The organism is Aminobacter sp. GW821-FHT11F06, assembly GCF_058808215.1.
On record NZ_JBXARL010000001.1, the window covers coordinates 279,947 to 302,799 of the forward strand.

General features: G+C 62.5%; 18 protein-coding genes. 11 read left to right on the top strand and 7 right to left on the bottom strand.

The annotated features are described in order from the left end of the window. Nucleotide 1 precedes the first annotated feature (1 nt). From AC1RTB_RS01390 to AC1RTB_RS01415, 6 genes are all read left to right on the top strand, one after another. A complete protein-coding gene (locus AC1RTB_RS01390) occupies nt 2-3,853 on the top strand; it encodes a hydantoinase B/oxoprolinase family protein (protein ID WP_492876813.1) in 3,852 nt (1,283 codons plus the stop codon). 82 nt (nt 3,854-3,935) lie between these two features. Beyond that, nucleotides 3,936-5,507, top strand: coding sequence for an ABC transporter substrate-binding protein (locus tag AC1RTB_RS01395; RefSeq protein WP_492876811.1), 1,572 nt, complete (start codon nt 3,936-3,938; stop codon nt 5,505-5,507). 57 nt (nt 5,508-5,564) lie between these two features. Next, on the top strand, nt 5,565-6,572 hold the full coding sequence (locus AC1RTB_RS01400; RefSeq protein WP_492876809.1) for an ABC transporter permease: 1,008 nt from the start codon (nt 5,565-5,567) through the stop codon (nt 6,570-6,572). After that, nucleotides 6,569-7,465, top strand: coding sequence for an ABC transporter permease (locus tag AC1RTB_RS01405; protein WP_492876807.1), 897 nt, complete (start codon nt 6,569-6,571; stop codon nt 7,463-7,465). The genes AC1RTB_RS01400 and AC1RTB_RS01405 overlap by 4 nt, the downstream gene beginning before the upstream one ends. Before the next feature lies 1 nt (nt 7,466). Beyond that, the gene (locus tag AC1RTB_RS01410; RefSeq protein WP_492876805.1) at nt 7,467-8,504 is read left to right on the top strand and encodes an ABC transporter ATP-binding protein; all 1,038 of its coding nucleotides are present in this window, start codon (nt 7,467-7,469) and stop codon (nt 8,502-8,504) included. Beyond that, complete coding sequence (locus AC1RTB_RS01415) at nt 8,497-9,321, top strand: ATP-binding cassette domain-containing protein (RefSeq protein WP_492876803.1); 825 nt, start codon at nt 8,497-8,499, stop codon at nt 9,319-9,321. The genes AC1RTB_RS01410 and AC1RTB_RS01415 overlap by 8 nt, the downstream gene beginning before the upstream one ends. 83 nt (nt 9,322-9,404) lie before the next feature. Here the strand turns inward: AC1RTB_RS01415 and AC1RTB_RS01420 are convergent, their stop codons facing one another. Continuing rightward, the gene (locus tag AC1RTB_RS01420) at nt 9,405-13,121 is read right to left on the bottom strand and encodes an autotransporter domain-containing protein (RefSeq protein ID WP_492876801.1); all 3,717 of its coding nucleotides are present in this window, start codon (nt 13,119-13,121) and stop codon (nt 9,405-9,407) included. Nucleotides 13,122-13,537: 416 nt separating this feature from the next. On the opposite strand from AC1RTB_RS01420, the gene AC1RTB_RS01425 reads away from it, so the two are divergent. The 3 genes from AC1RTB_RS01425 (at nt 13,538) to AC1RTB_RS01435 (ending at nt 16,360) form a co-directional block, all read left to right on the top strand. After that, nucleotides 13,538-14,551 (top strand): ABC transporter substrate-binding protein, encoded by a 1,014-nt coding sequence (locus tag AC1RTB_RS01425; protein WP_492876799.1) that lies wholly within the window; start codon nt 13,538-13,540, stop codon nt 14,549-14,551. A 108-nt stretch (nt 14,552-14,659) separates the two neighbouring features. Continuing rightward, entirely contained in the window at nt 14,660-15,469 is an 810-nt protein-coding gene (locus AC1RTB_RS01430) for an ABC transporter ATP-binding protein (RefSeq protein ID WP_492876797.1), read from the top strand. A gap of 12 nt (nt 15,470-15,481) precedes the next feature. Further along, nucleotides 15,482-16,360, top strand: a complete 879-nt coding sequence (locus AC1RTB_RS01435) for an ABC transporter permease (RefSeq protein WP_492876795.1) — start codon at nt 15,482-15,484, stop codon at nt 16,358-16,360. 6 nt (nt 16,361-16,366) lie between these two features. Here AC1RTB_RS01435 and AC1RTB_RS01440 read toward each other — a convergent pair whose 3' ends face one another. Both AC1RTB_RS01440 and AC1RTB_RS01445 read right to left on the bottom strand, forming a co-directional pair. Beyond that, nucleotides 16,367-17,758 carry a sensor histidine kinase gene (locus AC1RTB_RS01440; protein ID WP_492876793.1) on the bottom strand — a complete coding sequence of 464 codons (1,392 nt, stop codon included), beginning with the start codon at nt 17,756-17,758 and terminating at the stop codon, nt 16,367-16,369. Beyond that, entirely contained in the window at nt 17,748-18,422 is a 675-nt protein-coding gene (locus AC1RTB_RS01445; RefSeq protein ID WP_492876791.1) for a response regulator, read from the bottom strand. Before AC1RTB_RS01445 ends, AC1RTB_RS01440 begins: the two co-directional genes overlap by 11 nt. 89 nt (nt 18,423-18,511) lie before the next feature. Between AC1RTB_RS01445 and AC1RTB_RS01450 the strand changes: the two genes are divergently transcribed. Continuing rightward, on the top strand, nt 18,512-18,718 hold the full coding sequence (locus AC1RTB_RS01450; protein ID WP_492943783.1) for a hypothetical protein: 207 nt from the start codon (nt 18,512-18,514) through the stop codon (nt 18,716-18,718). Nucleotides 18,719-18,856: 138 nt separating this feature from the next. Next, nucleotides 18,857-19,804: an aspartyl/asparaginyl beta-hydroxylase domain-containing protein gene (locus tag AC1RTB_RS01455; RefSeq protein ID WP_492876789.1), complete on the top strand. Its 948-nt coding sequence runs from the start codon at nt 18,857-18,859 to the stop codon at nt 19,802-19,804. A 298-nt stretch (nt 19,805-20,102) separates the two neighbouring features. Here the strand turns inward: AC1RTB_RS01455 and AC1RTB_RS01460 are convergent, their stop codons facing one another. From AC1RTB_RS01460 to AC1RTB_RS01475, 4 genes are read right to left on the bottom strand one after another with little or no spacing between them, the layout of a single operon-like run. Further along, the gene (locus AC1RTB_RS01460) at nt 20,103-20,645 is read right to left on the bottom strand and encodes a chromate transporter (protein ID WP_492876787.1); all 543 of its coding nucleotides are present in this window, start codon (nt 20,643-20,645) and stop codon (nt 20,103-20,105) included. Then, entirely contained in the window at nt 20,638-21,249 is a 612-nt protein-coding gene (locus AC1RTB_RS01465) for a chromate transporter (protein ID WP_492876785.1), read from the bottom strand. The genes AC1RTB_RS01460 and AC1RTB_RS01465 overlap by 8 nt, the downstream gene beginning before the upstream one ends. A gap of 3 nt (nt 21,250-21,252) precedes the next feature. Beyond that, entirely contained in the window at nt 21,253-22,113 is an 861-nt protein-coding gene (locus AC1RTB_RS01470) for an alpha/beta fold hydrolase (RefSeq protein WP_492876783.1), read from the bottom strand. Nucleotides 22,114-22,163: 50 nt separating this feature from the next. Then, the gene (locus AC1RTB_RS01475; RefSeq protein WP_492876781.1) at nt 22,164-22,844 is read right to left on the bottom strand and encodes an RraA family protein; all 681 of its coding nucleotides are present in this window, start codon (nt 22,842-22,844) and stop codon (nt 22,164-22,166) included. Nucleotides 22,845-22,853 lie beyond the last annotated feature (9 nt).

Below are 22,853 nucleotides of genomic sequence, written 5' to 3' on the forward strand. Positions count from 1 at the left end.
AATGAGTGATCTGCCCAACCGCTGGCGCGTGGGGTTCGACATTGGTGGGACCTTCACCGACTTCGTGCTCTATGACGGCGAAAATCATTCGGTCACGCTTCACAAGCGACTGACCACCCCCCACGATCCGTCCGAGGCCGCACTGCTCGGCCTGCAGGAGCTGCTTGCCCTGCAGAACATCACTCACGGGGATGTTGGCGAAATCGTTCACGGCACAACGCTGGTCACCAATGCTGTCATCGAGCGCAAGGGTGCTCCTGTCGGCCTCATTACGACGCGCGGCTTCCGGGACCTGCTCGAAATGGGAACCGAACAGCGCTACGACATCTATGACCTTTTCGTCTCGTTCCCCGACCCCATGGTGAGCCGCGACCTGCGCCGCGAGGTCGATGAGCGCATGACTGCCGCAGGCGAGGTGGAAACCCGTCTCGACGAGGCACAGGTTCTGCTGGCGGCGAAAGCGCTGGTCGCGCAAGGCTGCGAGGCAGTGGCCATTGCCTTCATCCATTCCTATGCCAACGCTGCCCATGAACATCGCGCCGCCGAGATCATCCGCGCTGCCTTCCCGGAACTGTCGATCTCGATATCGAGCGAGGTCGTGGCCGAAATGGGCGAGTATCAGCGTACGGTTACGACCTGCGCCAACGCCTTCGTGCAGCCCCTGATGCATCGCTACCTGACCAAGCTGGAGAAATCCTTGCGAAGCGTCGGGTTCGCTGGGCCGCTTCGTCTCATGCATTCTGCCGGTGGACTCATGTCTCTGGAGACCGCGCGCGACTTTCCGATCCGACTGCTCGAAAGCGGTCCTGCGGGCGGCGGGCTCGCCACCGCCCTGTTCGGCAAGGCAGCCGGGCTTTCCGATGTCATTTCCTTCGACATGGGGGGCACCACCGCCAAGGCATGCATGATCGAGAACGGCCGCGCCGAAATCTCGCCGATGATGGAGGCCGCGCGCGTCCACCGTTTCGTCAAGGGCTCCGGTCTGCCGATCAAGGCGCCAGTGATCGAGATGATCGAGATCGGCGCAGGCGGCGGCTCGATCGCCGCAATCGACGACGTCGGCTTGCTCAAGGTTGGCCCCCAGTCGGCGGGATCCGATCCTGGTCCGGCATGCTATGGCATGGGCGGCAAGGAGCCCACGGTCACCGACGCCAACCTCACGCTTGGCTACTACGATCCCAACTTCTTCCTCGGCGGCCGCATGAAGCTGGACCTCGAGGCTGCCCGCGCGGCAATCGCACGCGTGGCTGGGCCGCTGGATCTCACGACTGAACAGGCGGCACTCGGCATCCACAAGGTCGTTGTCGAGAGCATGGCCTCGGCAGCGCGCGTGCATCTGGTTGAGCGCGGCAAGGATCCGCGCGAATATTCCATGGTCGGTTTCGGCGGCGCGGGCCCCGCGCACGCGGTCGACGTGGCGCGTGCCATGGGCATCAGTTCCGTCCTGATCCCGCCTGCATCGGGCGCGGCATCGGCGCTCGGCTTCCTCGCCGCTCCTCTTTCCTTCGAGGGCGTGCGGTCGCTGCGTGTCGAGCTGAAGTCCGGTTTCGACGCGGAAGCAGTCAATCGCGTGCTGACGGACCTCGAAGACGAGGGGCGCCACCAGCTGTCACGTTCGGACATCGCTGCAGGGGACATGGTGGTCGAGCGCAGCGCGGACATGCGCCTCGTCGGGCAGATGCATGACATCAGCGTGCCGCTTCCTGCTTCGGCGCTGAGTGAAGCCGACCTGCCGGCGATACGGGAGGCCTTCGTTCGCGCCTATTCGGCCCGCTATGCCGAGCCTTTCGAGGGAGCGCGCTTTGAATCCGTCAACTTCCGCGTTCGTGTGGCAGGCCCCACGCCGCAGCTTTCGCTGACCGGTGCTACCGGTGGCGGCGATACCGCCGCCCGGATCAAGGGGCATCGCGTCTGCTGGTTCGACGAAGGAAAGTTCGAGACCGCTGTCTACGATCGCTACGCGTTGCGGAGCGGCGACACGATCCCCGGACCGGCAATCATCGAGGAACGGGAATCCACCACCGTCGTCGGCCCGTCGGACAGCGTGACGATTGACGCAAGCCAGAACCTCTGCGTCCAGGTCGGCGCGCTCAAGGCCGTTGAGGCGTTTGTCACTGAAGACATGTCGAGGGCTGATGCCGTCGCACGCATCAAGGCCGACCCGATCGGCCTCGAGATCATGTGGTCGCGCCTTGTCAATGTCGTTGAGGAAATGTGGCTGACTGTGTGCCGGACCGCGTTTTCGCTCGTCATCGCCGAGGCGCAGGACTTTGCCTGCGAACTGCTCGACAAGGATGGCGAAACGCTTGCCCATAGCCCGCGCGCGATGCCGGTCTTCAACCTGACGCTTCCCCGCGCGGTCAAGGCTTTGCTGGCGCGTTATCCGGCAGAGACGCTCAAGCCCGGCGACGTGCTGATCACCAACGATCCATGGCTCTGCGCTGGCCATCTCTTCGACATCGCCATCGTCACGCCTGCCTTCCGCAACGGCCGGCTCGTGGGCCTGATGGGCACTGTCGGCCACGTCTCGGATATCGGGGGCACCAAGGATTCGCTCCATGCCCGCGAGATCTACGAGGAAGGGCTGCAGATCCCGCCGATGAAGATCTTCGAGGAAGGCAAGCCGAACGAGACGCTGATCCAACTCATTCGCCAGAACGTCCGCAACGGCGAGCAGGTGCTGGGCGACATCTTCTCCTTCGTCGCAGCCAACAAGCTCGGGGCGGAACGGCTCGACGCCTTCATGCACGACTATGGCATGCATGATCTGGGCGCCTTGGCCGAAGTCGTCCAAGGGTTGTCCGAAAAAGCCATGCGCGATGCGATCCGTGCGCTGCCCGACGGCGAATACCGCTCCGTCATCACCAACAACCCGCTCGGCGAAAAGATGAGCTACCCGGTTCTGGTGAAGGTGGAAGGCGACAGCATCAGCGTCGATTTCGCCGGTGCCCCGCCGCAACTGCCCCAGGGTGGTTTGAACTCAACGCTGAATTACACGGCGGCTCATGCGACCTACCCGTTGAAGTGCATGCTCACGCCGACGGTGCGCGGCAATGCCGGATGCTATCGCCCGTTCACCGTCACCGCGCCCGAAGGCTCGATCCTGAACCCGACCTATCCGGCAGCGGTCAACCTGCGCACCCGTACCGGCTGGTATCTCGCCCCGAACATCTTCGCAGCACTCGCATCGGCTTCGCCCGATATGGTCCAGTCGTTTACCGGACTTGCCGTGGCCGCCAATGTCTATGGCCAGACCAAGGACGGGCAGTTCTATTCGGACATGCTCTTCTGCGGCGGCGGTCAGGGCGGCTCCGAGCGCGGCGACGGCCACTCGTCACTTCTCTGGCCGACCTCGGCAGCCAACACCTCCATCGAACTGATGGAAAGCCGCGTGCCGGTGCTGGTGCTGGAGAAGGCATTCCGTGCAGACAGCGGCGGCGCCGGCAAGATGCGCGGCGGACTTGGCCAGGTCATTCGCTTCCGCAAGCGTGACGATGACGGGCTGGAGATGCTCGTCTCCGTCTATCCCGAGGGCGTCGACAATCCGATCGACGGGCTGTTCGGCGGACAGGCCGGCGGCGGGGCGCGTGGACGCGTCCTCTCAACCGATGGCAGCGTGTTGCGCGATTGCGGCACGGGCGAACTCGTTTCGCTGCACCGGACCGACCAGGTGGTGGAACTCGTCCTGGCCGGAGGCTCCGGATACGGCAATTCCGCGGAGCGCGATGCAGCGGCAATTTCCCGCGACCTCGCACTCGGCTTCGTGACACCGGACCACGTCGCGCTCAACTACCGCAAAGAACCGGGAACGCCGGGCACCGTGACGCCGCAAGAGAACGTGGCCTGGGCGTGAGCCCCATCGAGATCCGGCGGCGCCCGGCCATCTGGCGCCGCCCATTTGCAATGACGACCAGACATCCGACAGGAGCAATGCAATGACCTCTGACCAGTTCAACATCTCGCGGCGCGGCCTGCTGGCCCTGGCCGGCGTGGGCCTCGCCACATCAGTTTTTCCCCGCGCACTCTTTGCGCAATCGGGTGGCGTCCTGATCATCGCCGCAGGCCAGGACATCCCCAATTTCGATCCGCACACCGCGACCGGCTATTCCTCGTCCTTCTTCATGCGCAACGTCTATGACCCGCTCGTGCGCATCTCCGGCAATCCGCCAGTGCCCGCACCTGGCATCGCCGAGAGCTGGACCGTCAGCGCTGACGGAACGGAATACACATTCGTCCTGAACAAGGCCGCGAAGTTCCACTCCGGCAATGCTGTCACGGCCGACGACGTCGTCTATTCCTTTGGCCGTGCGCTGAAGCTTGCCAAGGGCAACTCCTGGATGATCCGCGACATCGTCATCGCCGAAGGCGTGACTGCGGTCGATACCGGCACCGTGAAATTCAAGCTCACCACGCCCTTCGCGCCGTTCCTGCAGGTGCTGCCGTGGATCTTCATCGTCGAAAAGGCGGTGGTCGAGGCCAATCTCGGCAGCGATGCTGGCGAGACCTATCTCATGACCAATACTGCCGGCTCGGGTCCGTTTGCTGTCGCCCGCTTCGAGGTCGGCACGCTGTACCAGCTGGCCCGCGCACCCGAGGCATGGCAGGCCGATGGCGGCAATCTGGAAGGCGTGATCTGGCAGATCGTGCGTGAAACCGCCACACAGCGGCTGATGGTCCAGCGCGGCGAGGCGCATATCGCCACCGATCTCACCAGCGAGGACATGGACGCGCTGAAGGATGCGCCCGGCGTTGTCAGCGTCATCGAGCCGGAATACCGTACCTTCTCGATCAAGATGAACACGCAGCATGGCCCTTGCGCCGACATCAACCTGCGCAAGGCGATCTCCTATGCCACGAACTATCAGGCGATCCTCGACGCGGCAGGCTATGCCGATCCGATGAACGGCCCGCTGCCCAAGGGCATCCTCGGCTTCAATCCCGATCTCGTCGCTTATGGCACCGATCTGGCCAAGGCGAAGGAGTACTTGGCAAAGTCGGCCAAGCCGGAAGGCGGCTTCAAGCTCAAGATGTATCACGTCTCGGGACTTGAGCAGCAGCGCCGCTGGGCACTCATCATGCTCGACAGCCTCAAGCAGCTCAACATCGAACTCGAAATCGTGCCCATGAACTGGCCCGACATGGTGACGGCGTGCAAGTCGCCAGAAACCTTCCCGGACCTGTTCCCCGTCTATCAGACGGCGAATTACGGCGACCCGGACAACATCGCCTACGCCGCCTACCACTCGTCACGCAATGGCGCCTGGCAGAACGCCGTCTATAAGAACCCGGAAGTCGATGCTCTCATCGAGGCCGGGCGCAAGGAAATCGATCAGGCCAAGCGCGTGGCGATCTACGGTGAATTCCAAAAGAAGGTCGTCGAGGATGCGCCTGACATCTTCGGCGTGCTGGAGCGCCGCAAGCTTGCGATGCGAGACAACGTGAAGGACTACCATTTCACGCCGGTCGCCTCCAACGCGATCGAGGCCTGGGGCCTGTCGCTCGGCTAAGTCGAACATTTGGCGGGCTTTCGGGCCCGCCAAAGCTCCAATCAGAGGACATCGGCAATGCTGCATTTCATCCTGCGGCGGCTCCTGCTGCTCATACCCGTCATCGTCGGGTTGACGATCATCATGTTCGCCATCGCTCGCCTTCTGCCGGGCGATCCGGTGGCGCTCGCCGCAGGTCCGAACGCCACGCAAGCTGAAATCGCAGCACTCGCTGTGGAATACGGTTTGGATAAACCGATCTGGGTGCAGTACGCCACTTATGTCTCCGGCCTCGTCCATGGCGACCTCGGGACGTCGCTGCTCACGCGCCGTCCCGTCGCTGCCGATATCAAAGCCTACCTTCCCGCCACCCTCGAACTCGTCTTCGCGGCGATGTTCATCGCGGTCGCTGTCGGCATCCCGCTTGGCCTCGTCACCGCCGTATGGCGCAACCGCTGGCCGGATTATCTTGCCCAGGTCGGCGCCATCGGCGCGATTTCGATGCCACGTTTCTTCCTTGGCCTGCTGCTGCAGCTCTGCTTTGCCATGTGGCTGATGTGGCTGCCGCTCGGCGGACGCCTGCCGATCGTCGTCATCCCACCGCGCTTCGTCACCGGCTTCCTGACCATCGATTCATTGATCGCAGGCAACTGGAATACCTTCTTCATGTCGCTTCGCCACCTTGCGCTCCCCGCCATCGCCATGTCGCTTTCCCCGCTCGCCACGATCATGCGCATGATGCGTGCCTCAACGATCGAGGTCATGCAGCAGGACTATGTGATGACCGCGCGGGCGCTCGGCCTGCCGTCGACGAAGATCATCACCAAATACGTCGCCCGCAACGCCGTCTCGGCCACGCTGACAGTGATCGGCCTCTATTTCGGCTGGCTGCTCGGCGGCACTGTGCTGGTCGAAACCGTGTTCGACTGGCCAGGCCTTGGCCTCTACGCCACCAAGGCCATCGTTTCGCAGGACATGATGCCGGTGATTGGCGTCGCGCTGGTCATCGGCCTGCTCTTCGTCTTCGCCAACCTCGTCATCGACCTGCTCTACGGCGTCATCAACCCCAAGGTCCGCTATTCATGACCACGACTGAGCACAACACCGCAGACGACCTCGGCACGCCCCGCCGCGACAGGCTGCGCCGCGCTTTCTTCCGCTTTTCGCAGAGCAAGCTGTCGATGCTCGGCGCGGTCATTGTCGCGGTGGTGATCTTCTTCACCGTCTTCGGCACCGTACTCGCCCCCTACCCCAGTCACGTCACAGGTAGTGTCGATACCGCATCACGCTTCCTGGCACCGTCGGCGGCCCATCCCTTCGGCACCAACGAGCTCGGCCAGGACGTGCTTTCGCTCGTCATGGCCGGCACCACCGTTTCGATACTCGCCGGCTTCGGCGTCGTGCTCATCGGCTCGGTGATCGGCACGCTTGTCGGCGCGGTTGCCGGCTTCGCCCGCGGCTGGGTCGACGAGGTGCTGATGCGGCTGACCGATCTTACGCTGACCATACCCGGACTGATCCTTGCCATGGCGATTGCCGCGGCACTCGGCTCGGGCTTCGGCAACATGGTCATCGCGATAGCGCTGTCATGGTGGCCCGGCTATGCGCGACTGGTGCGCGGCGAGGTGCTGGCAGCGCGTGAGGAGGTCTATGTGACGGCAGCCCGCGCGCTCGGCGCCACGCCCAAGCGCATCCTTTTCCGCCATATCCTGCCCAACGTCGTCTCGCCGATCATCGTCAAGATGTCGCTCGACATGGGATTTGCCATCCTCACAGTGGCAGGCCTTGGTTTCATCGGCATCGGCGTCCGCCCGCCCACACCGGAATGGGGCACGCTGCTTTCGGTCTCGCGTTCCTACATGCCCGATTACTGGTGGACGGCGATGGCGCCGGGCATGGCGATGTTCCTGGCGGTGTTCGGCTTCAATCTTTTGGGTGACGGCCTGCGTGACATCCTCGATCCGAAAGCGAGGCGCTGAGATGACCGCCCCTCTACTTTCAATCCGCGACCTTCACCTTCGTATGTCGAGTTTCGACGGCCGGGCGCATGTCCTGAACGGGATCAATCTGACCGTGAACCGGGGCGAGATCTGGGGCCTTGTCGGGGAAAGCGGTTGTGGGAAATCGCTTACGGGCCTGTCGGTCTCGCGCCTGCAGCCAACACCGCCAGCGCATTACACGGCCGGTGAAATCCTGCTTGAGGGCCAGGACCTTCTCAAGCTCAGCCCGGCCCAGATGCAGCGGTTGCGCGGCAACCGCATAGGCATGATCTTCCAGGATCCAACGACCAACCTCAATCCGGCCTTCCGCATTGGCGAACAACTGGTCGACGTGGCATTGGCGGCAGCGGAGCACGATCCCACGGTGATCGACTGTCCGCCCAACGCCGGCCGACGCCAGCGCCACAAGGCCGCGCGGCAGTTGGCCGGCGAGATGCTGGTTCGCGTCGGCATCCCAAATGCCCTGGCAAGGCTCGACGACTACCCGCATCAGTTCTCCGGCGGTATGCGCCAGCGGGTGCTGATCGCCATGGCGCTGATCGGCCGGCCAGACCTCCTGATCGCCGATGAGCCGACGACCGCGCTCGATGTATCGGTCCAGGCACAGATCCTTCAACTGATCAAAAACAGCGTCAACGACTTCGACATGGGCGTCGTGTTGATCACCCACAATCTCGGCGTCGTTGCCCAGACATGCAGTCATGTCGCCGTGATGTATGCGGGAAACATCGTCGAAAGCGGTCCGGTCGCAGCCGTGATCGGCAATCCCGTCCATCCCTATACGCGCGCCCTGATGTCGGCGATCCCAACCCGGGAAACCAAGCGCGGCGCGCTTCGCGGACTGGCGGGATCGGTGCCTAACCTCATTGTGCCGCCGCCGGGCTGCCGCTTTGCTCCGCGTTGCCAATTCGCCCTGCCCGCCTGCACAGCGGAGACGCCAGCGTCCGTGCCCCTTGGCAACCAGCATTCAGCCGCCTGCATTCGCGTGACCGAGATGGAGGCGCTTGCCCGTGTCTGACAACATGCTTGAAATCGACAACGTCTCGAAAATCTATCCCGGACGTCGCGGGATTTTCGGGAAGTCGGCCGAAGTCCACGCGCTGAAGAATGTCTCGCTTACAGTGCGCAAGGGCGAGAGCTTCGGCCTCGTCGGCGAAAGCGGTTCGGGAAAGACGACCCTCACGCGTTCCATCCTGCACCTGGAAACGCCGACATCAGGCAGCATTCGCGTGCAGGGTCAGGATTTGGGCAAACTTTCCGACGCCGAGTTGCGGCGGTTGCGCGCGCGCGTGCAGATCGTGTTCCAGGATCCCTATGCTTCGCTCAATCCGCGTATGTCGGTGCACGACATCGTGACCGAGCCCCTGATAATCCACCACGAAACGCTCGGCCTGACTGGCAAGCAGCGCAGCGACCGCGCCGCCGAGCTACTTTCGCTCGTCGGCATGGGTTCGCAGCATCTGCATCGCTACCCACACGAATTCTCCGGCGGCCAGCGCCAGCGTATCTGCATAGCGCGTGCCCTCGCGTCGGGACCTGAGCTGCTGCTTCTCGACGAACCTACTTCGGCGCTCGACGTGTCGGTGCAGGCGCAGGTCCTCAATCTCCTGTGCGAGTTGCAGGATCGCCTCGGGTTGACGTATTTCTTCATCAGCCACGATCTGGCGGTGGTGCGCTACCTCTGCGATCGCGTGGCGCTGATCAACCGTGGTGAAATCGTCGAACAGGGCGATTGCGCCGACATCTTCGACGCTCCGAAGAGCGAATATGCCCGCATGCTGATCGGCGCGATGCCCGAGGTGAAGGTCCCGGAAAATAGCGGTCGCAACGGCTAGATCAGACCGGCACAACACTGGATGTTGGCGCTATCGCAAGAGGCGGCAGGGATGACCGGCTTGAAGCGGGTGTTCCTGGACGGTCAGAACTGCACCGCAAGGTTTGCCTTGAAGCCATGATCCTGTGCGTCGGATGCCAGTTGGCCTTGATACGAAAGGCCGATGCTTGCCGTCGCAGAGATGTCGAAGTCGAGCCCAGCCTCGGCAATGGCGCTGTCTCTGGCGATCGGTGCGCCCGCGACAGAGAAGGTGCTCGACCCGCCAAAGGCATTGGCTGACAAAGGCGTCGTGTTGCCGAAAGCGTGCCGCCAACCAAGCATGCCGCGCGCCGTCGCCTCGATTCCCGCCAGCGTAAACACGGTCGAAGCGCGCAGCCCGATTGTGGTGAAGGTGACGTCGGTCGAGCCCCCTGCAACGGCGAGGGCCGCGGCACCGCCCTGTTCGGCAAAGCCATCCGTGTGGAGATTGATGTAGGCGAGATTGGCGAAAGGTTCGAAGGCACTCTGGCCGGCGTCGATGCCATAGCCAAACTCGCCAAAGGCCTGCGCAGCGCCGGCGCGATAACTGTACCGCAGCGCGTCAGAGAAGCCGGGGAAGCCGACCGTCCGGCTGCCGTCGAAGTCGCTCAAGGTGTAGGCAAGGCCGCCCCTGAAGGCGACAGCACCCCATTTGCTGCCGCCATAGATGCCGAGATGGTAGTTGTCGCTCGTTCCCCGGGCGGCACGCGCGTCAGCGTCGAGGCTCAAATGGCTGTAGCCGGCAGCCAGGCCAACGCGCCAGTCGCCGACAAGGACGTCGGCTCCGGCAAGCGCTCCACCGGTCGAACTGTCGAGCTTGGCGGCGTTGCCGTCGCCGCCGATCGAACCCCAGGCGCCGAAGCCCTGGCTCCAAAAGACCGGGCCGGAATGTGCGGCCAACACTGCGGTCGACACCGCTCCAGGACCGTATGCGAGTACCGGTGCGGCTGCTGTTCCCGCTGTTTCGAAGGCCGCGCGCAGTCGGTCGTTGACCGCATTGCGGACAAAATGGCTGTCTTGGATCAACGCGGTCTTGGCGCTGGCATGGAATTCGCCCGAAAGTTGATCGAAAGCCGCCCGCGCGGCGTCCTTGCTTGTCGAAACCACGATCGCCTGCCACACGGCGCTTGTCGTGGGCAGCGCCTCGATCGCTGCTCCGGTGGCGATCTGGTTGCGTGTCTGGCCGATGGCGGCGAAGGCAAGATCCCTGCGGTCAAGCTGAAGCGTCACGTCATTGCCGTCGCCGCCGTTGTAATCGATCGTTGGGGCGAGGAAGATGAGGTCACTGGTCACCTGGCCGAACACGCCGGTAATGGCGCCCGCGCCTTGCTTGTCGATGAGCGTGAACGGGCCGTTGTTGATGTTCCAATTGGGCACTGCCGCTGGCGACAGCAGCAAGTCCAGCGTGGCGCCAGATATGTCGACGCTACCGGCGACGACCAGCTTGTCGGCATTCGTCGGCGTGGCCTCGATCTCCAGGGTGCCGTGGTTGACGTAGTTGCCGGCAACAGTCTGGGTGCCGATCGATTTGCCGGGCGCATGCGTCGCACCCGAAGCTATGGTGACGGTCGACCCGGCGCTGCCGAGCGTGCCAATGCCGCCGAGGATGCCCCTGCCCGAGACCATCACACCACCTGAACCGGCCAGCGAACCGTCAACCTGCAAAATGCCCTGGGTTACAGTGGTTGCGCCGGTGTAGTTGTTGTTGCCGGTAAGAACGAGCTTGCCGGAGCCCTGCTTGGTCAGCGATCCGATTCCGGTAATATCGGCGCCTATTGTCGTGCTGTCGGTAAAATCCGCGACGATCCGTCCGCTGTTGTCGAGTTCTGATGTGACGATCGTGCCGGCTAGGCGCCCAGCGCCGATATTGAGGACAGACTTCTCCCCGACATAGATCATCCAAGCATCGACGATGCCGCCATCGGCGACGGTGAGCTCCGACGTTGTCGTGTCGCCGCAGAAGCAATCAAAACCAACGACGAGTTCATCACTGACTTTGAGCCTGGACCCTGTGCCCGTAACCGTCACGCTGGAGCCTGGAGCGCCAAGTGTCGGGTGGTGATCGTAGTAGAATGAACCGTCAAGATTGACTGTACCGCCAGCGGAAACCACCAGCGTGCCAGTCCCATCACTCCATTTGTTGCCGAGAAAGATGTGGTTGTCGACATTCCAGGTCGATCCTGGTCCGGAGACGGTCACCACGGCCGACGTGCCATGGCCTTCGATGATCGCGCCTTGCCTGCTGTTCATGACGGCACCGCCCTTGATCGCAAGGGACGCTTCGGAGGTGCCGCCAATATCGGTGTAGCCGTCGTTGTTGACGGTGGAATTCTCTCCAGAGACCTCCATGGCCGATTTGATCGACAAGGTTCCCATGGGATCGAGCAGGTTCAAGGTCCCGCCATTGGTTACGCGCAGCAAGCCGCTCGCCACTTCGTTTGTGGCCATCGCCCAGCCCGACGACGTGCCCAAGGTGAGTGAGCCGCCATCGATCTCCAGGGTCGGGCTGGAACTGCCCTCGAGCTTGAGGGCGCCTTCAAGCACGTTTCCGGTTCCAGTCAGCGAGAGTTTGCCCGCGCCGATCATCGACAAGGAGCCGGCGCCGGAAATTGTGCCTGAAAAGACCGTCGAGGCGTTGTTCGCTCCGATTGCCAAGGTCGAGTTGGCGCCGCCAATCTTCAGGTTCCCTGCGCCTGCCAGCGATCCGATGGTGGCAATATGCCAATCCGGCGCGGCGAGCTCGAGCGTCGCGCCACTGTCGATCGTGTAATCGGAACGTTCGGAAAGCGCCGTATCCCTGGTGGCTATCAGTCGGCCCTCCGAGACGCGGGTCGCACCGGAATAGGTGTTGGTGCCCGAGAGCGTTAGGTCACCGGCGCCAGACTTGATGATCGCGCCGGCACCGCTGATGGCACTACCGAGGACGACATTGCTGGGTTGAGCGAAGGTCAGCGTGCCGGTGTCGACAACGATTGCGCCGGTGAGGCCGGATGTGGCGTTGCCAAAGGTCAGCGTGTTGGTGCCGCCAGTGAAGCGGATCGCAGCTGCCTGGGTGATGCCAAGCCCGCCCGTGATCGTGCCCAAATTTGTGATGTTGAGATTCGAACCAACAATGCCGGCGCCTCCAGCGCCCGCAGCGCCATCGTGGCTGCCAAAGTTGGACCCGGCTCCGCCATTGCCGCCCTGTATCACGCCATTGACAATGACCGTGCTGGTGCTGCTGCCATCGGTGAAGGCCAAACCGATGCCGCCGGAACCGCCCGAGCCGCCGTGATTGGCGCCATCGCCATTGCCGCCGGCACCACCGTTACCAGCCGTAATATTGCCGGAGATGATCCCGCCCATCCCGGCCCCGGTCACGACGGCTCCGTAACCGCCTGCACCGCCGCCGCCACCGCCGATTCCGGCGCCGCCGGCCGCGCCGGACGAGCCGGTGGCAGCGACAACTGGCAAGGTCGCGCCGACATGGCCGTGGACACCGCCCGCGCCACCCGCGCCACCGCCTCCAGCACTCCCTCCCGTACCCCCGCTGACCGCACCGGCGCCGCCGCCACCACCGCCGGAGGAAGCGCTACCGTTGCCGCCAGCACCACCAACGCCGGTCGGGTTGTCGACACCACTGGAACCACCTGAACTGGGCTGGCCGACCTCGTCTCCGCCACGCCCGCCGCCGGCATGTGCAGCACCGACAAGGAGTACCGTGGCTGTACCCGCGACAGCCAACATGCGGCGGGCAAGTATCGTCGTCGAGAGCAGACCGCACCCCGAAATATTTTCAATCATGACCAAGAGCAGATCCCCAACGCCATTGGCGTATTTTTGAGATTATCGCTCGCAGATAAGAATATTTATAGCAACAGGATTCCGATGGAATTGAAACAAAATGGCATTTTATACAAAAACTAGCTCCAGGTCATCTATATTAGTTTTCGCTGAACAAGTGAAAAGTACTCACCCAAGGCTAGCGCGCACTGGCGAGCGACCATGGCCTGCCCTACCTCAGCCGTATCTTCGCCAAAACCGGAACTGCCGCACGGCGGTTTGCGATTGTTGATACCGACCATGACGGCCTTGGTTGGGCCGTGTTCCCAGTTGAAAGCTTGATGAAAGGTGAATGCCATAAATGTTGGCGTGCGTCCCCGCATTGCCGCAGAAGCGGCGAAAGAGAGGGGCGAGGGAAACGTACAAGGGAAGAGGCCATGTCGCTCACGCGCATACTGCTTGATTCAACCGCTACAGTCGCACTCGTCGCCACCATGGCTTTCACCGCGCCATCGGCTCACGCTGATGAAAAGATCTCCATCATGGTGGGTGGCTACGAGAAGCAGATCTATCTCCCCGCCAAGCTGACCGAGGCGCTCGGCTACTTCAAGGACGAAGGTCTCGACGTCGAACTGCTGAACGAACCCGCCGGCGTCGATGCCGAAAACGAGATGCTGGCCGGGGCCGTGCAGGCGGTGGTTGGTTTCTACGACCACAGCATCGATCTGCAAGCCAAGGGCAAGTTCGTCGAATCCGTCGTCCAGTTCAGCCAGGCGCCCGGCGAAGTCGAGCTCGTTTCGACGAAGAACCCCGAGATCAAGTCGCCTGCCGATTTCAAGGGCAAGAGCCTTGGCGTCACCGGTCTGGGCTCGTCGACAAACTTCCTGACTCAATATCTCGCCGTCAAGAACGGCTTGAAGCTTGGGGAATTCACCTCGGTTCCGGTCGGCGCCGGCAACACCTTCATCGCCGCCCTGCAGCAGGACAAGATCCAGGCGGGCATGACCACCGAACCGACGATCAGCCGACTTCTCAAGACCGGCGAAGCTGCCGTTCTCGTCGACATGCGCACGATGGAAGGCACCAAGGCCGCGCTCGGCGGCACCTATCCCGCAGCATCCCTCTACATGCAGACGGAGTGGGTCGACGCGCATAAGGAGACGGTGCAGAAGCTGGCCAACGCCTTCGTCAAGACGCTGAAGTTCATCAACACCCACAGCGGTGCTGAGATCGCCGAAAAGATGCCGAAGGATTATTATGTCGGCGACAAGGAAGGCTATGTGAAGGCGCTCGACGCCGGCAAGGCGATGTTCACCGCCGACGGGGTCATGCCGGCAGGCGGCCCGGAGACGGTGCTGACGGTCCTTTCGGCCTTCTCGAAGGACCTGCAAGGCAAGCAGATCGACCTCTCCAAGACCTACACCACGGAATTCGTCAAGAACGCGAAGTAACCGACAATTCCGGCGCGATGCGCAACATCGCGCCGGCAGCCGTCCGTTTTCATGTCCGGTAGCCCAAGGCTGCCGGAGGGCGTTCGCTCGACCCGGAGTTCTCAAATCATGGCCCTCGAAAAGCCCGCACCTGCGATTGAACTGATCAATGTCAGTCGCCGCTTCCTTTCCCCCACCGGCAAATCGCTGACGGCGCTGCGCGACTTCACCATGACGGTCGAGCGCGGCGAATTCGTTGCCGTCGTCGGCCCGACCGGCTGCGGAAAGTCCACCACCCTCAATCTCGTCACCGGACTGGCAAGCCCAAGCGCCGGCGAGGTTCGTGTCATGGGCGCGCCCGTCAAGGGCATAGACCCGCGCATCGGTTTCGTGTTCCAGAGCGACGCCCTGTTTCCCTGGCGCACGGTGATCGAAAACGTCATGGCCGGGCCACTCTTCCGCGGCAGGTCCAAGGCGCAAGCCCAGGCCGCCGCACGCGACTGGCTTGCGCGCGTCGGCCTGTCACGGTTCGAGCAGCATTATCCGCACCAGCTTTCGGGCGGCATGCGCAAGCGCGTTGCCCTCGCCCAGACCTTCATCAACGGCCCCGAGATCCTTCTCATGGACGAGCCGTTTTCCGCACTCGACGTGCAGACACGCGTTCTCATGCATGAAGAACTGCTGCGCCTGTGGTCCGAAGCAAAGGCGTCGGTGGTCTTCGTCACGCATGATCTGGAAGAGGCGATCGCATTGGCCGACAAGGTCTATGTGCTGACCGCCGGGCCGGCGACGGTGAAGTCGGTCTACACCATCGATCTGCCGCGCCCGCGCGTCGTCGCCGATATCCGCTACGAGCAGAGCTTCATCGACTATTCGCGCACGATCTGGGCCGATCTCAAGGAAGAGGTCGAAACCAGCTATGCGCGCGCAGCAGCCTAACGGAGAAATACCATGACTGATGCTGCCATCGACATCAGCACCGGAAGCTTCAGGCCGGGAACCTCGGATGCGGAAATCGAAGCGGCCGCCGCGAAAGCGGCGCTGCATCGCCGCCGCACCGTGATCTTCTGGCGGGTCGCCATTCTCGTCGCCTTCCTGGCCTTGTGGGAAATCGCCGGACGCCTCGCCTGGATCGATCCGTTCTTCTACGCCATGCCAAGCACGATCGCGGCGCGGCTGTACGAATGGACGACGGAGGGAACGTCGGAAGGGCCACTCTGGTACCACCTCTATGTCACCATGGAGGAAGCCACGATCGGCTTCGTGACCGGCTCGGTCGCCGGCATCATCACCGGCGTCGCACTCGGCCGCAACCGCATGGCCGCCGACATTTTTTCCATCTACATCAAGGTGATCAATTCCATTCCTCGCGTGGTGCTGGCGCCGATCTTCATCATGATCCTGGGCCTTGGCCTGGCTTCGAAAGTGGCGCTGGCCTTCGTCATGGTTTTCTTCGTCGTCTTCCACAATGCCTTCCAGGGCGTGCGCGAAGCCGACAGGGCGATGATCGCCAATGCCCGCATCCTTGGCGCCTCCGACTGGCAGCTGACCCGCTCGGTGATCGTGCCTTCGGCGATGAGCTGGATCTTCGCCAGCCTGCATGTCAGCTTCGGCTTTGCCATCATCGGCGCCATCGTCGGCGAGTTCGTCGGTTCGCGCTACGGCATCGGCCTGCTGATCAACATCGCCAAGGGATCGTTCGATGCCGCAGGCATGTATGCCGCGATCGTCATCGTCATGATTGTGGCGCTGGGCGCGGAATACCTGATGACAATGGTCGAGGACCGGCTGGCCAAATGGCGTCCGCAGCCGTTGAACGAGACGCAGTGAGTTCAATCAAGCTTGGGCTGCCTGGTGAACAGGCAGCCTGACTTGCGCGCTCAATCCGGGCGGCGGCTCGCGGTTCGCAAGTTCGATCTCACCGTCATGCGACAAGACGATCTCGCGCACGATGGCAAGGCCGAGCCCAGTGCCTTCGCCAACAGGCTCGGACCCGCGATAAAAGCGCTCGAACACCTTTTCCCTGTCCCCTTCGGCGATGCCAGGCCCGGTGTCTTCCACCTGCAGCACGATCCAGTCCGTTTCGCGGACGATCCGTGCCGTAACCGAGCCGCCTTGCGGCGTGTAGCGCAGAGCGTTGTCGACCAGGTTGACGACAAGTTCGCGCAGCAAGGTCGGATGGCCCCAAACGACCAGGTCATTTGTCTCGGACTCGAAACCAAGATCGATGTTGCGCGCCAGTGCCACCTGCGCCAGCCCCTCGAGGGCGTCCCTTGCCACGGCGTCGAAATCGACGCTTGATTTCTTCAACGACGAACTGCCCTGCTCGGCACGGGCAAGCAAAAGAAGCTGGTTCGACAGGTGCGCCATGCCGTCGACCGACATGTCGACAGCGGCCAGGACTTCATCCTTGGTGCCGATGTCAGGTTCGCGCAGGCCAACGCTGACCTGGGTCTTCAACAGCGCCAGCGGCGTGCGCAACTGGTGCGCGGCGTTGGCAACGAAGCGCCGCTGCGTGTCCATCTGGCGCTGGATGCGATCGAAAGCCTCGTTCAGCGCCTCGACGAGCGGGCGCAATTCGGTTTGGACGGTATCGGCCGCGAAAGGCTTCAGCTCCGCTGGGTCGCGCTCCATCACATCCCTGCGAAGCCGCAGGATCGGCGCGAGGCCACGACGTAGCCCGAACACGCCGAGCAGGCCAGCGGCGGCGACCAGCAGCACCTGGTCGCGAAGCGCCTTGAGCCACAGGCCGGTCATCAGCTTGTTGTGCCCCTTCAGTGTCTGGCCGACAGCCACCACCGCGTTTCCCGAATTCTGCTTGCTGATGATGGGCTGGGCAATGGCGACCGCGCGAACGGGCTGGTCGCGAAACATCGTTTTGAAATAGACCGGCTTGAGATCGACGGGTTGGCCGGGCGGTGCGACAATGTCGGGATTGCCGGCAATGATCTGGCCACGCGGCGTCGTCACGCGATAGACGACGAGGTCGGGCTGATCGGACACAAACATTTCCAGCGAGGACGGAGGGATCGGCGCCTCCAGCACGCCGTCGTTTTCGCGAATGTTTTCCGCGATCACCCGGGCCGACGCCACAAGGGTTCGATCGGTGATCAGATCGGCGGTTTCGACCGCATTCTTGTAGGTCGTCCAGACGTTGAACGAGACGACGGCCGTCAGCGGCACGACGAGCCAGCCGAGAAGTTCGCGTTGAAGACTTCTACTGGCCATCGTCGATTCTGAGCGCGTAGCCGAGACCGCGAAGCGTGGTGATCGCCATGCCGCTGCCCTCGAGTTTCTTCCTGACGCGATGAACGCAGATCTCCACGGCGTTCGGGTTGGTTTCATCGTCGAAGCCGAAGACATTTTCGGCCAGTACGTTCTTCTGCACCGGCCGACCGGCGCGCAGGATCAGCGTTTCAAGCACGGCGTGTTCGCGCGCGGTGAGGTGCAGGGGTGTTTCGCCAAGCTCGAAGGTCCGACCCTGCGTGTCGAAGGCAAGGTTGCCGAACCGTACCAGCGGGTCGAAATTCGCCCGTCCGCGCCGCAGTTGAGCGCGGACGCGCGCTTCGAATTCCTCGACGTTGAAAGGCTTGACCAGATAGTCGTCGGCGCCGCTGTCGAGGCCGCGAACCCGGCTCGACACGGCATCGTTGGCCGTCAAAATGATGACGGGCGTGGTTCGCCCGCGACTTCGCAGCCGCCGCAAGACCTCGATGCCGTCAAGATGCGGCAACGCCAGGTCGAGTATGACAAGCGCGTAGTCCTGCGTGGCAAGGGCAGCGTCGGCGTCATCGCCGCGATAGACGCAATCGATCACGTAGTGGTCGCGCCGCAGCAGGCGGGCAAGCCATGTCGACAATTCCCTGTTGTCTTCAGCCAGTAGTATGCGCATTCGTCGATTCGAGCCTGCGGTGAACGCATGAATGGCGCGTACGTTACCATCGATCCTGCTGTCTTGCGAAAGAACACGGCGACATCGCCATGAGCTCGTTCATTTCGGCATGGCCAAGGCGGCCGAACCCGTCGCCTGACGATTTTCGTCGGTCGGCCCATCTCGACTTCGCCAACCAGGCTCGCTTCCTCGCCCTCATCAAGCGTCTGGATGGGTGGCACAAAGCGGTCGGCGATTCACCGAGTGGACTTTCAGGGATCAACGAAAATGAAAAGTATGGATCCCGCTCAGTTTGAGAAGCAGAGCGATTGCATTCGCACATTAAATGCCAAAGCCGATCTGAATAGCCGCATTGAAGCGAGGCACATTCACGCAATGTTGCCGTAATGCTTCATCTCTATTCATTCGCACGGAAGGTTTGCCAAGGAGATTTTATGCACGTTTCCGTGATCATTTTGGCATTTGCTGCCGCGAGTATCGTGTACGTCTACCGTTTTCGGGGCGAAGCCCGTTACAAAAGCCTGTCTGAATACGTTCGCAAGGGCTGGCCGATCTTCACGCCATTCAATTGCGTGCTCTTCATGACCACGCTGCGACGTGGATCAAAGGCCGTTCTCGACCCGGTCGAGTTCCCGGAAATTGCCCTGCTACGTCAGAACTGGCAGACCATCCGAGACGAAGGGCTGGAGCTCGTGCGCCAGGGCTACTTTGACGCCACCAAACGTCCGGGCACCGCAAGCTCCTACGATGTCGGCTTTCGGACGTTCTTCAAGTATGGCTGGAGCCGCTTCTACCTCAATTGGTACGGCTACACGCACCACTCCGCGATGCGGCTTTGTCCCAGGACGGTAGAAATATTGCAGAAGGTGCCAGCGGTGCATGGAGCAATGTTCGCCTTCCTGCCGGCGCGCGCGCAACTCACCAGACATGCCGATCCCATCGCCGTATCCCTGCGCTACCACCTTGGCCTTGCGACACCCAACTCGGACGCCTGCTTCATCAACGTGGATGGCCACAACCAGAGTTGGCGCGATGGCGAGGTACTCATGTTCGATGAGACCTACCTGCACTACGTCCGCAACGACACGGACTCTGATCGCCTCATCCTCATGTGCGACGTCAAGCGCCCCCTGAACCCACTCGGGGCGCTGTTCAACTTCTTCTACCAAGGGATAACGCGCGCCTCAGTCGTACCTAACACGCCGGAAGACCGTCGTGGCCTGGCCAACAAGGTCTTTGCCTGGCTTGCTCCCCTGCTGGCACGTAACAAGGCGCTGAAGTCGACCAACCGGCCGCTGTATTACGCCATCAAGTGGTCGGTGAATATCCTGCTGCTGGGATTGGCTGTGGGGGCAGTCCAACTGGTTGACCGACTGGTCTGAAGGCGTGCTGCTGCCCGAAAGCAGCCATTCGTCAATCAGGAGCACCGCGCATCCGTTTAACCCTACCTCATTACCCCGACCAAACCGAGCCGGCCAACGGAATTGCCAGCCGGAAGCGCTCACCTTCGCGCTTTTCGTCATGTCTTCACCCGATCAGGCGCTGCTGCGCATGTTTGGGTTCGTGCCGGTCGCCATGCCGCAAGACCAATCACTGCATCTCGCAACGGGGGCTGATGAGCTTAGGAGCACTGTCAGGCGTCCCTTGACGCCTTCTTGCGATTCATATCGGGCACTGGCGTCAGGCTGGCAAACCTACGAGGCCTAGCGCCAGATAAAGCGCTCCGACACCGGTCAGGATCGTGTAGGGACCAAACTTTGTGAAATAGAGCATGCCGGCCACCGCGGCGATTGTCGCCAAACCGATCGGCGTCAGATCGGAAGACTTGGCGACGGCCAGAACGCCGGCAAAGATCAGTCCGACAGCGATCGGTACAAGGCCGCGCTCGATGGCAATCGTCCATTGCGAACCGCGATGGCGTTGCCACCAGCCGCCGACCAGGCAAATCAGCAGCGACGAGGGGATAAAAATCGCTAGCGTCGCCGCAAGCGCCCCCCAGAAGCCGGCGACCTGCCAGCCGACAAGTGCCGCGATCAATGTGCTGGGGCCAGGCGCGGCACGCGATATGGCGAACATGTCGGCGAATTGCTGGTGGGTGAGCCAGCCATGGATTTCGACAGTCTGGTGCTGAAGGCCGACAACGATGCTCTGCCCGCCGCCAAATGACAGCAACGACAGAGGCAGGCACAGCAGAACGAGCCCGAGGAGCTTGTTTTCATCCATGACGATGCACGCGCTCCAACCAGTAGGCAGCAAGGATGCTCGCCGGCGTCGCCACCAGCACCACCCCGACCATCGACAGCCCCAGCACGCCAACGGCGACAAACACCGCGACAGCAGTTGCGATGGCAACGAAGCGGCCCTTGAGCCGGCGACTGGTCTTGGCACCCATCGTCACAGCCGAAGCGATGCCGACATAGGCAAACCCAGCCAGCACTGTGCGGACGGACGGATAATCGCCAAAGTTCCGATAGAGCACTCCGAGCGCCAGGATGATGCAGAATGCCGGAAAGATCATGCCGAAGCCGGCCACGACCGCACCAACGAGCCCGCGAAGCTGAAGCCCGACGTAAACGGCGATGTTGACCGGGTTGGCGCCCGGCATCACCTGGGCGACGGTCAGCGTTTTGAGGAAATCCTCTTCGCTCAGCCATCTCCGGTTTTCAACGATGTCACGATGCACCCAAGCCGATGTGCCCCCGCCAAAAGAAGACGCTCCAAGCTTGAGAAAGGCCAAAAACAGCACGTTCATCGGCACTTGGCGTGAAAGACCTGCATCGGCGGCCCCATCCCCTTGTGGATCGGCTGCTTCCAACGAATCCGCCATAGCTCACCCGGCCCGGTCGCACTGGCTGAGGAATTCGAGCACGCGGCCTCCGGTTGCTTCCCTGGTTTGCCCCGAAACCGGAACGTCCCAATACTCCGCGCCCGGGATGCACTCCTGCAGGTAACGCGCAGCGGATGTGGCGTGCGATGCATCGGCACCGGGAATGATCAGGGTCGGCAACTTCAGCTGCAGCAGATCCTCCGGTTCGGCGCCGGGCGCGGTGTCGCGGTCGAGCAACGTCCTGACCATGCCGGCAACGACATAACGGTAGCTGTCGGCATCATGCTCGACATAGCGCGCGGCGAATGCCGGATCGCTGCGGATCACCGATACCCAGGGGCCGCCACGCGGATCCGCTCCGAACGGCTTGTCGCTGGAGCGCGCGAGGTCCACCACCGCAGCCAGGCCATTCTGTCGTACGAAGGCAAGATGCTCGGCGAAACGCTGATGCCCCGTGATGCGATAACGAGCCCCGCCCACCGGCCAGAACAGGATCAGGCCCAACGTACGCGCCGGCAAGGCCACGCCGAAGGCGATCGCCGCGCTGCAGCCCATGCAGCCGCCCATGACGAAGGCCTTGTCGATACCGAGATGGTCAAGCAGCCCCCTGCCCTGGGTGACAAAATCCATCCAGGATACGCGCTCCACCCGCCCGCCCGACTGGCCGGTCTCCCGACGGTCGAAGACGATGCAGGTGTATTTGGACGGCAACTGCTCGAGGAACCTGATGTCGGCATAGATCCCTTGCGTCGTCCATTTCTCCAGTGCGGCGTCGAAGCCACCTGGCGAATACATCAGGATCGGCGGGCCCGAACCGAAGACCTCGTATCGCGTGTGGATGCCATCGATGGTGGCTGTTGCCATGATCTTGAACCTCCAAATATTGCGGCAAGCGCTGCTGATGGCAGGACGGCTCAGCCAACGCCCTCGCAACCCAAGCGGCGCAATGTCTCATCGACCCAGAGTTTGGGATCGAGCACGCCGGCCTGCGTGTTGGCGAGCGTCCTGGCCTCGGCCTGTTGCTTGGCGCTGGCAAGTTCGTGGAGCGATGCCGCATCCTCCATCGGGACACAGAGAAAGCCATCGTCATCGCCAATGACCAGATCACCGGGATTGACGATCATGCCGTCGATCGAGATGGGCACGTTGATCTCGCCGGGGCCGTCCTTGTAGGGGCCGCGGTGTGTCACGCCAGCCGCGAAGACCGGGAAATGCTGCGTGCGGATCCAGCCATAATCGCGCACCGCGCCATTGATGACGACCCCCGCCACGCCAAGCGCTGCGGCATGCGACAGCATCATCTCTCCAACAAGCGCATTGGTCAGGTCGCCACCGGCATCGACGACGATGACATCGCCTGACGTGGCCATCTTGAGCGCCTTGTGGATCATCAGATTGTCGCCGGGACGCGTCTTCACCGTCAGTGCCGCACCCGCCATCGCGCCGCCGGCATGCAGCGGGCGCAACCGCGCGCCGCCTGCACTCATCCGGGACATGACGTCACTGACATTGGCGATGGGCAGGTCGAGGTAGCGGCGCGCGATCGCGGGATCGACCTTCCTCTCGCGGGCAAGCACCCGAAACCCGATTGTCATGATCGTTCT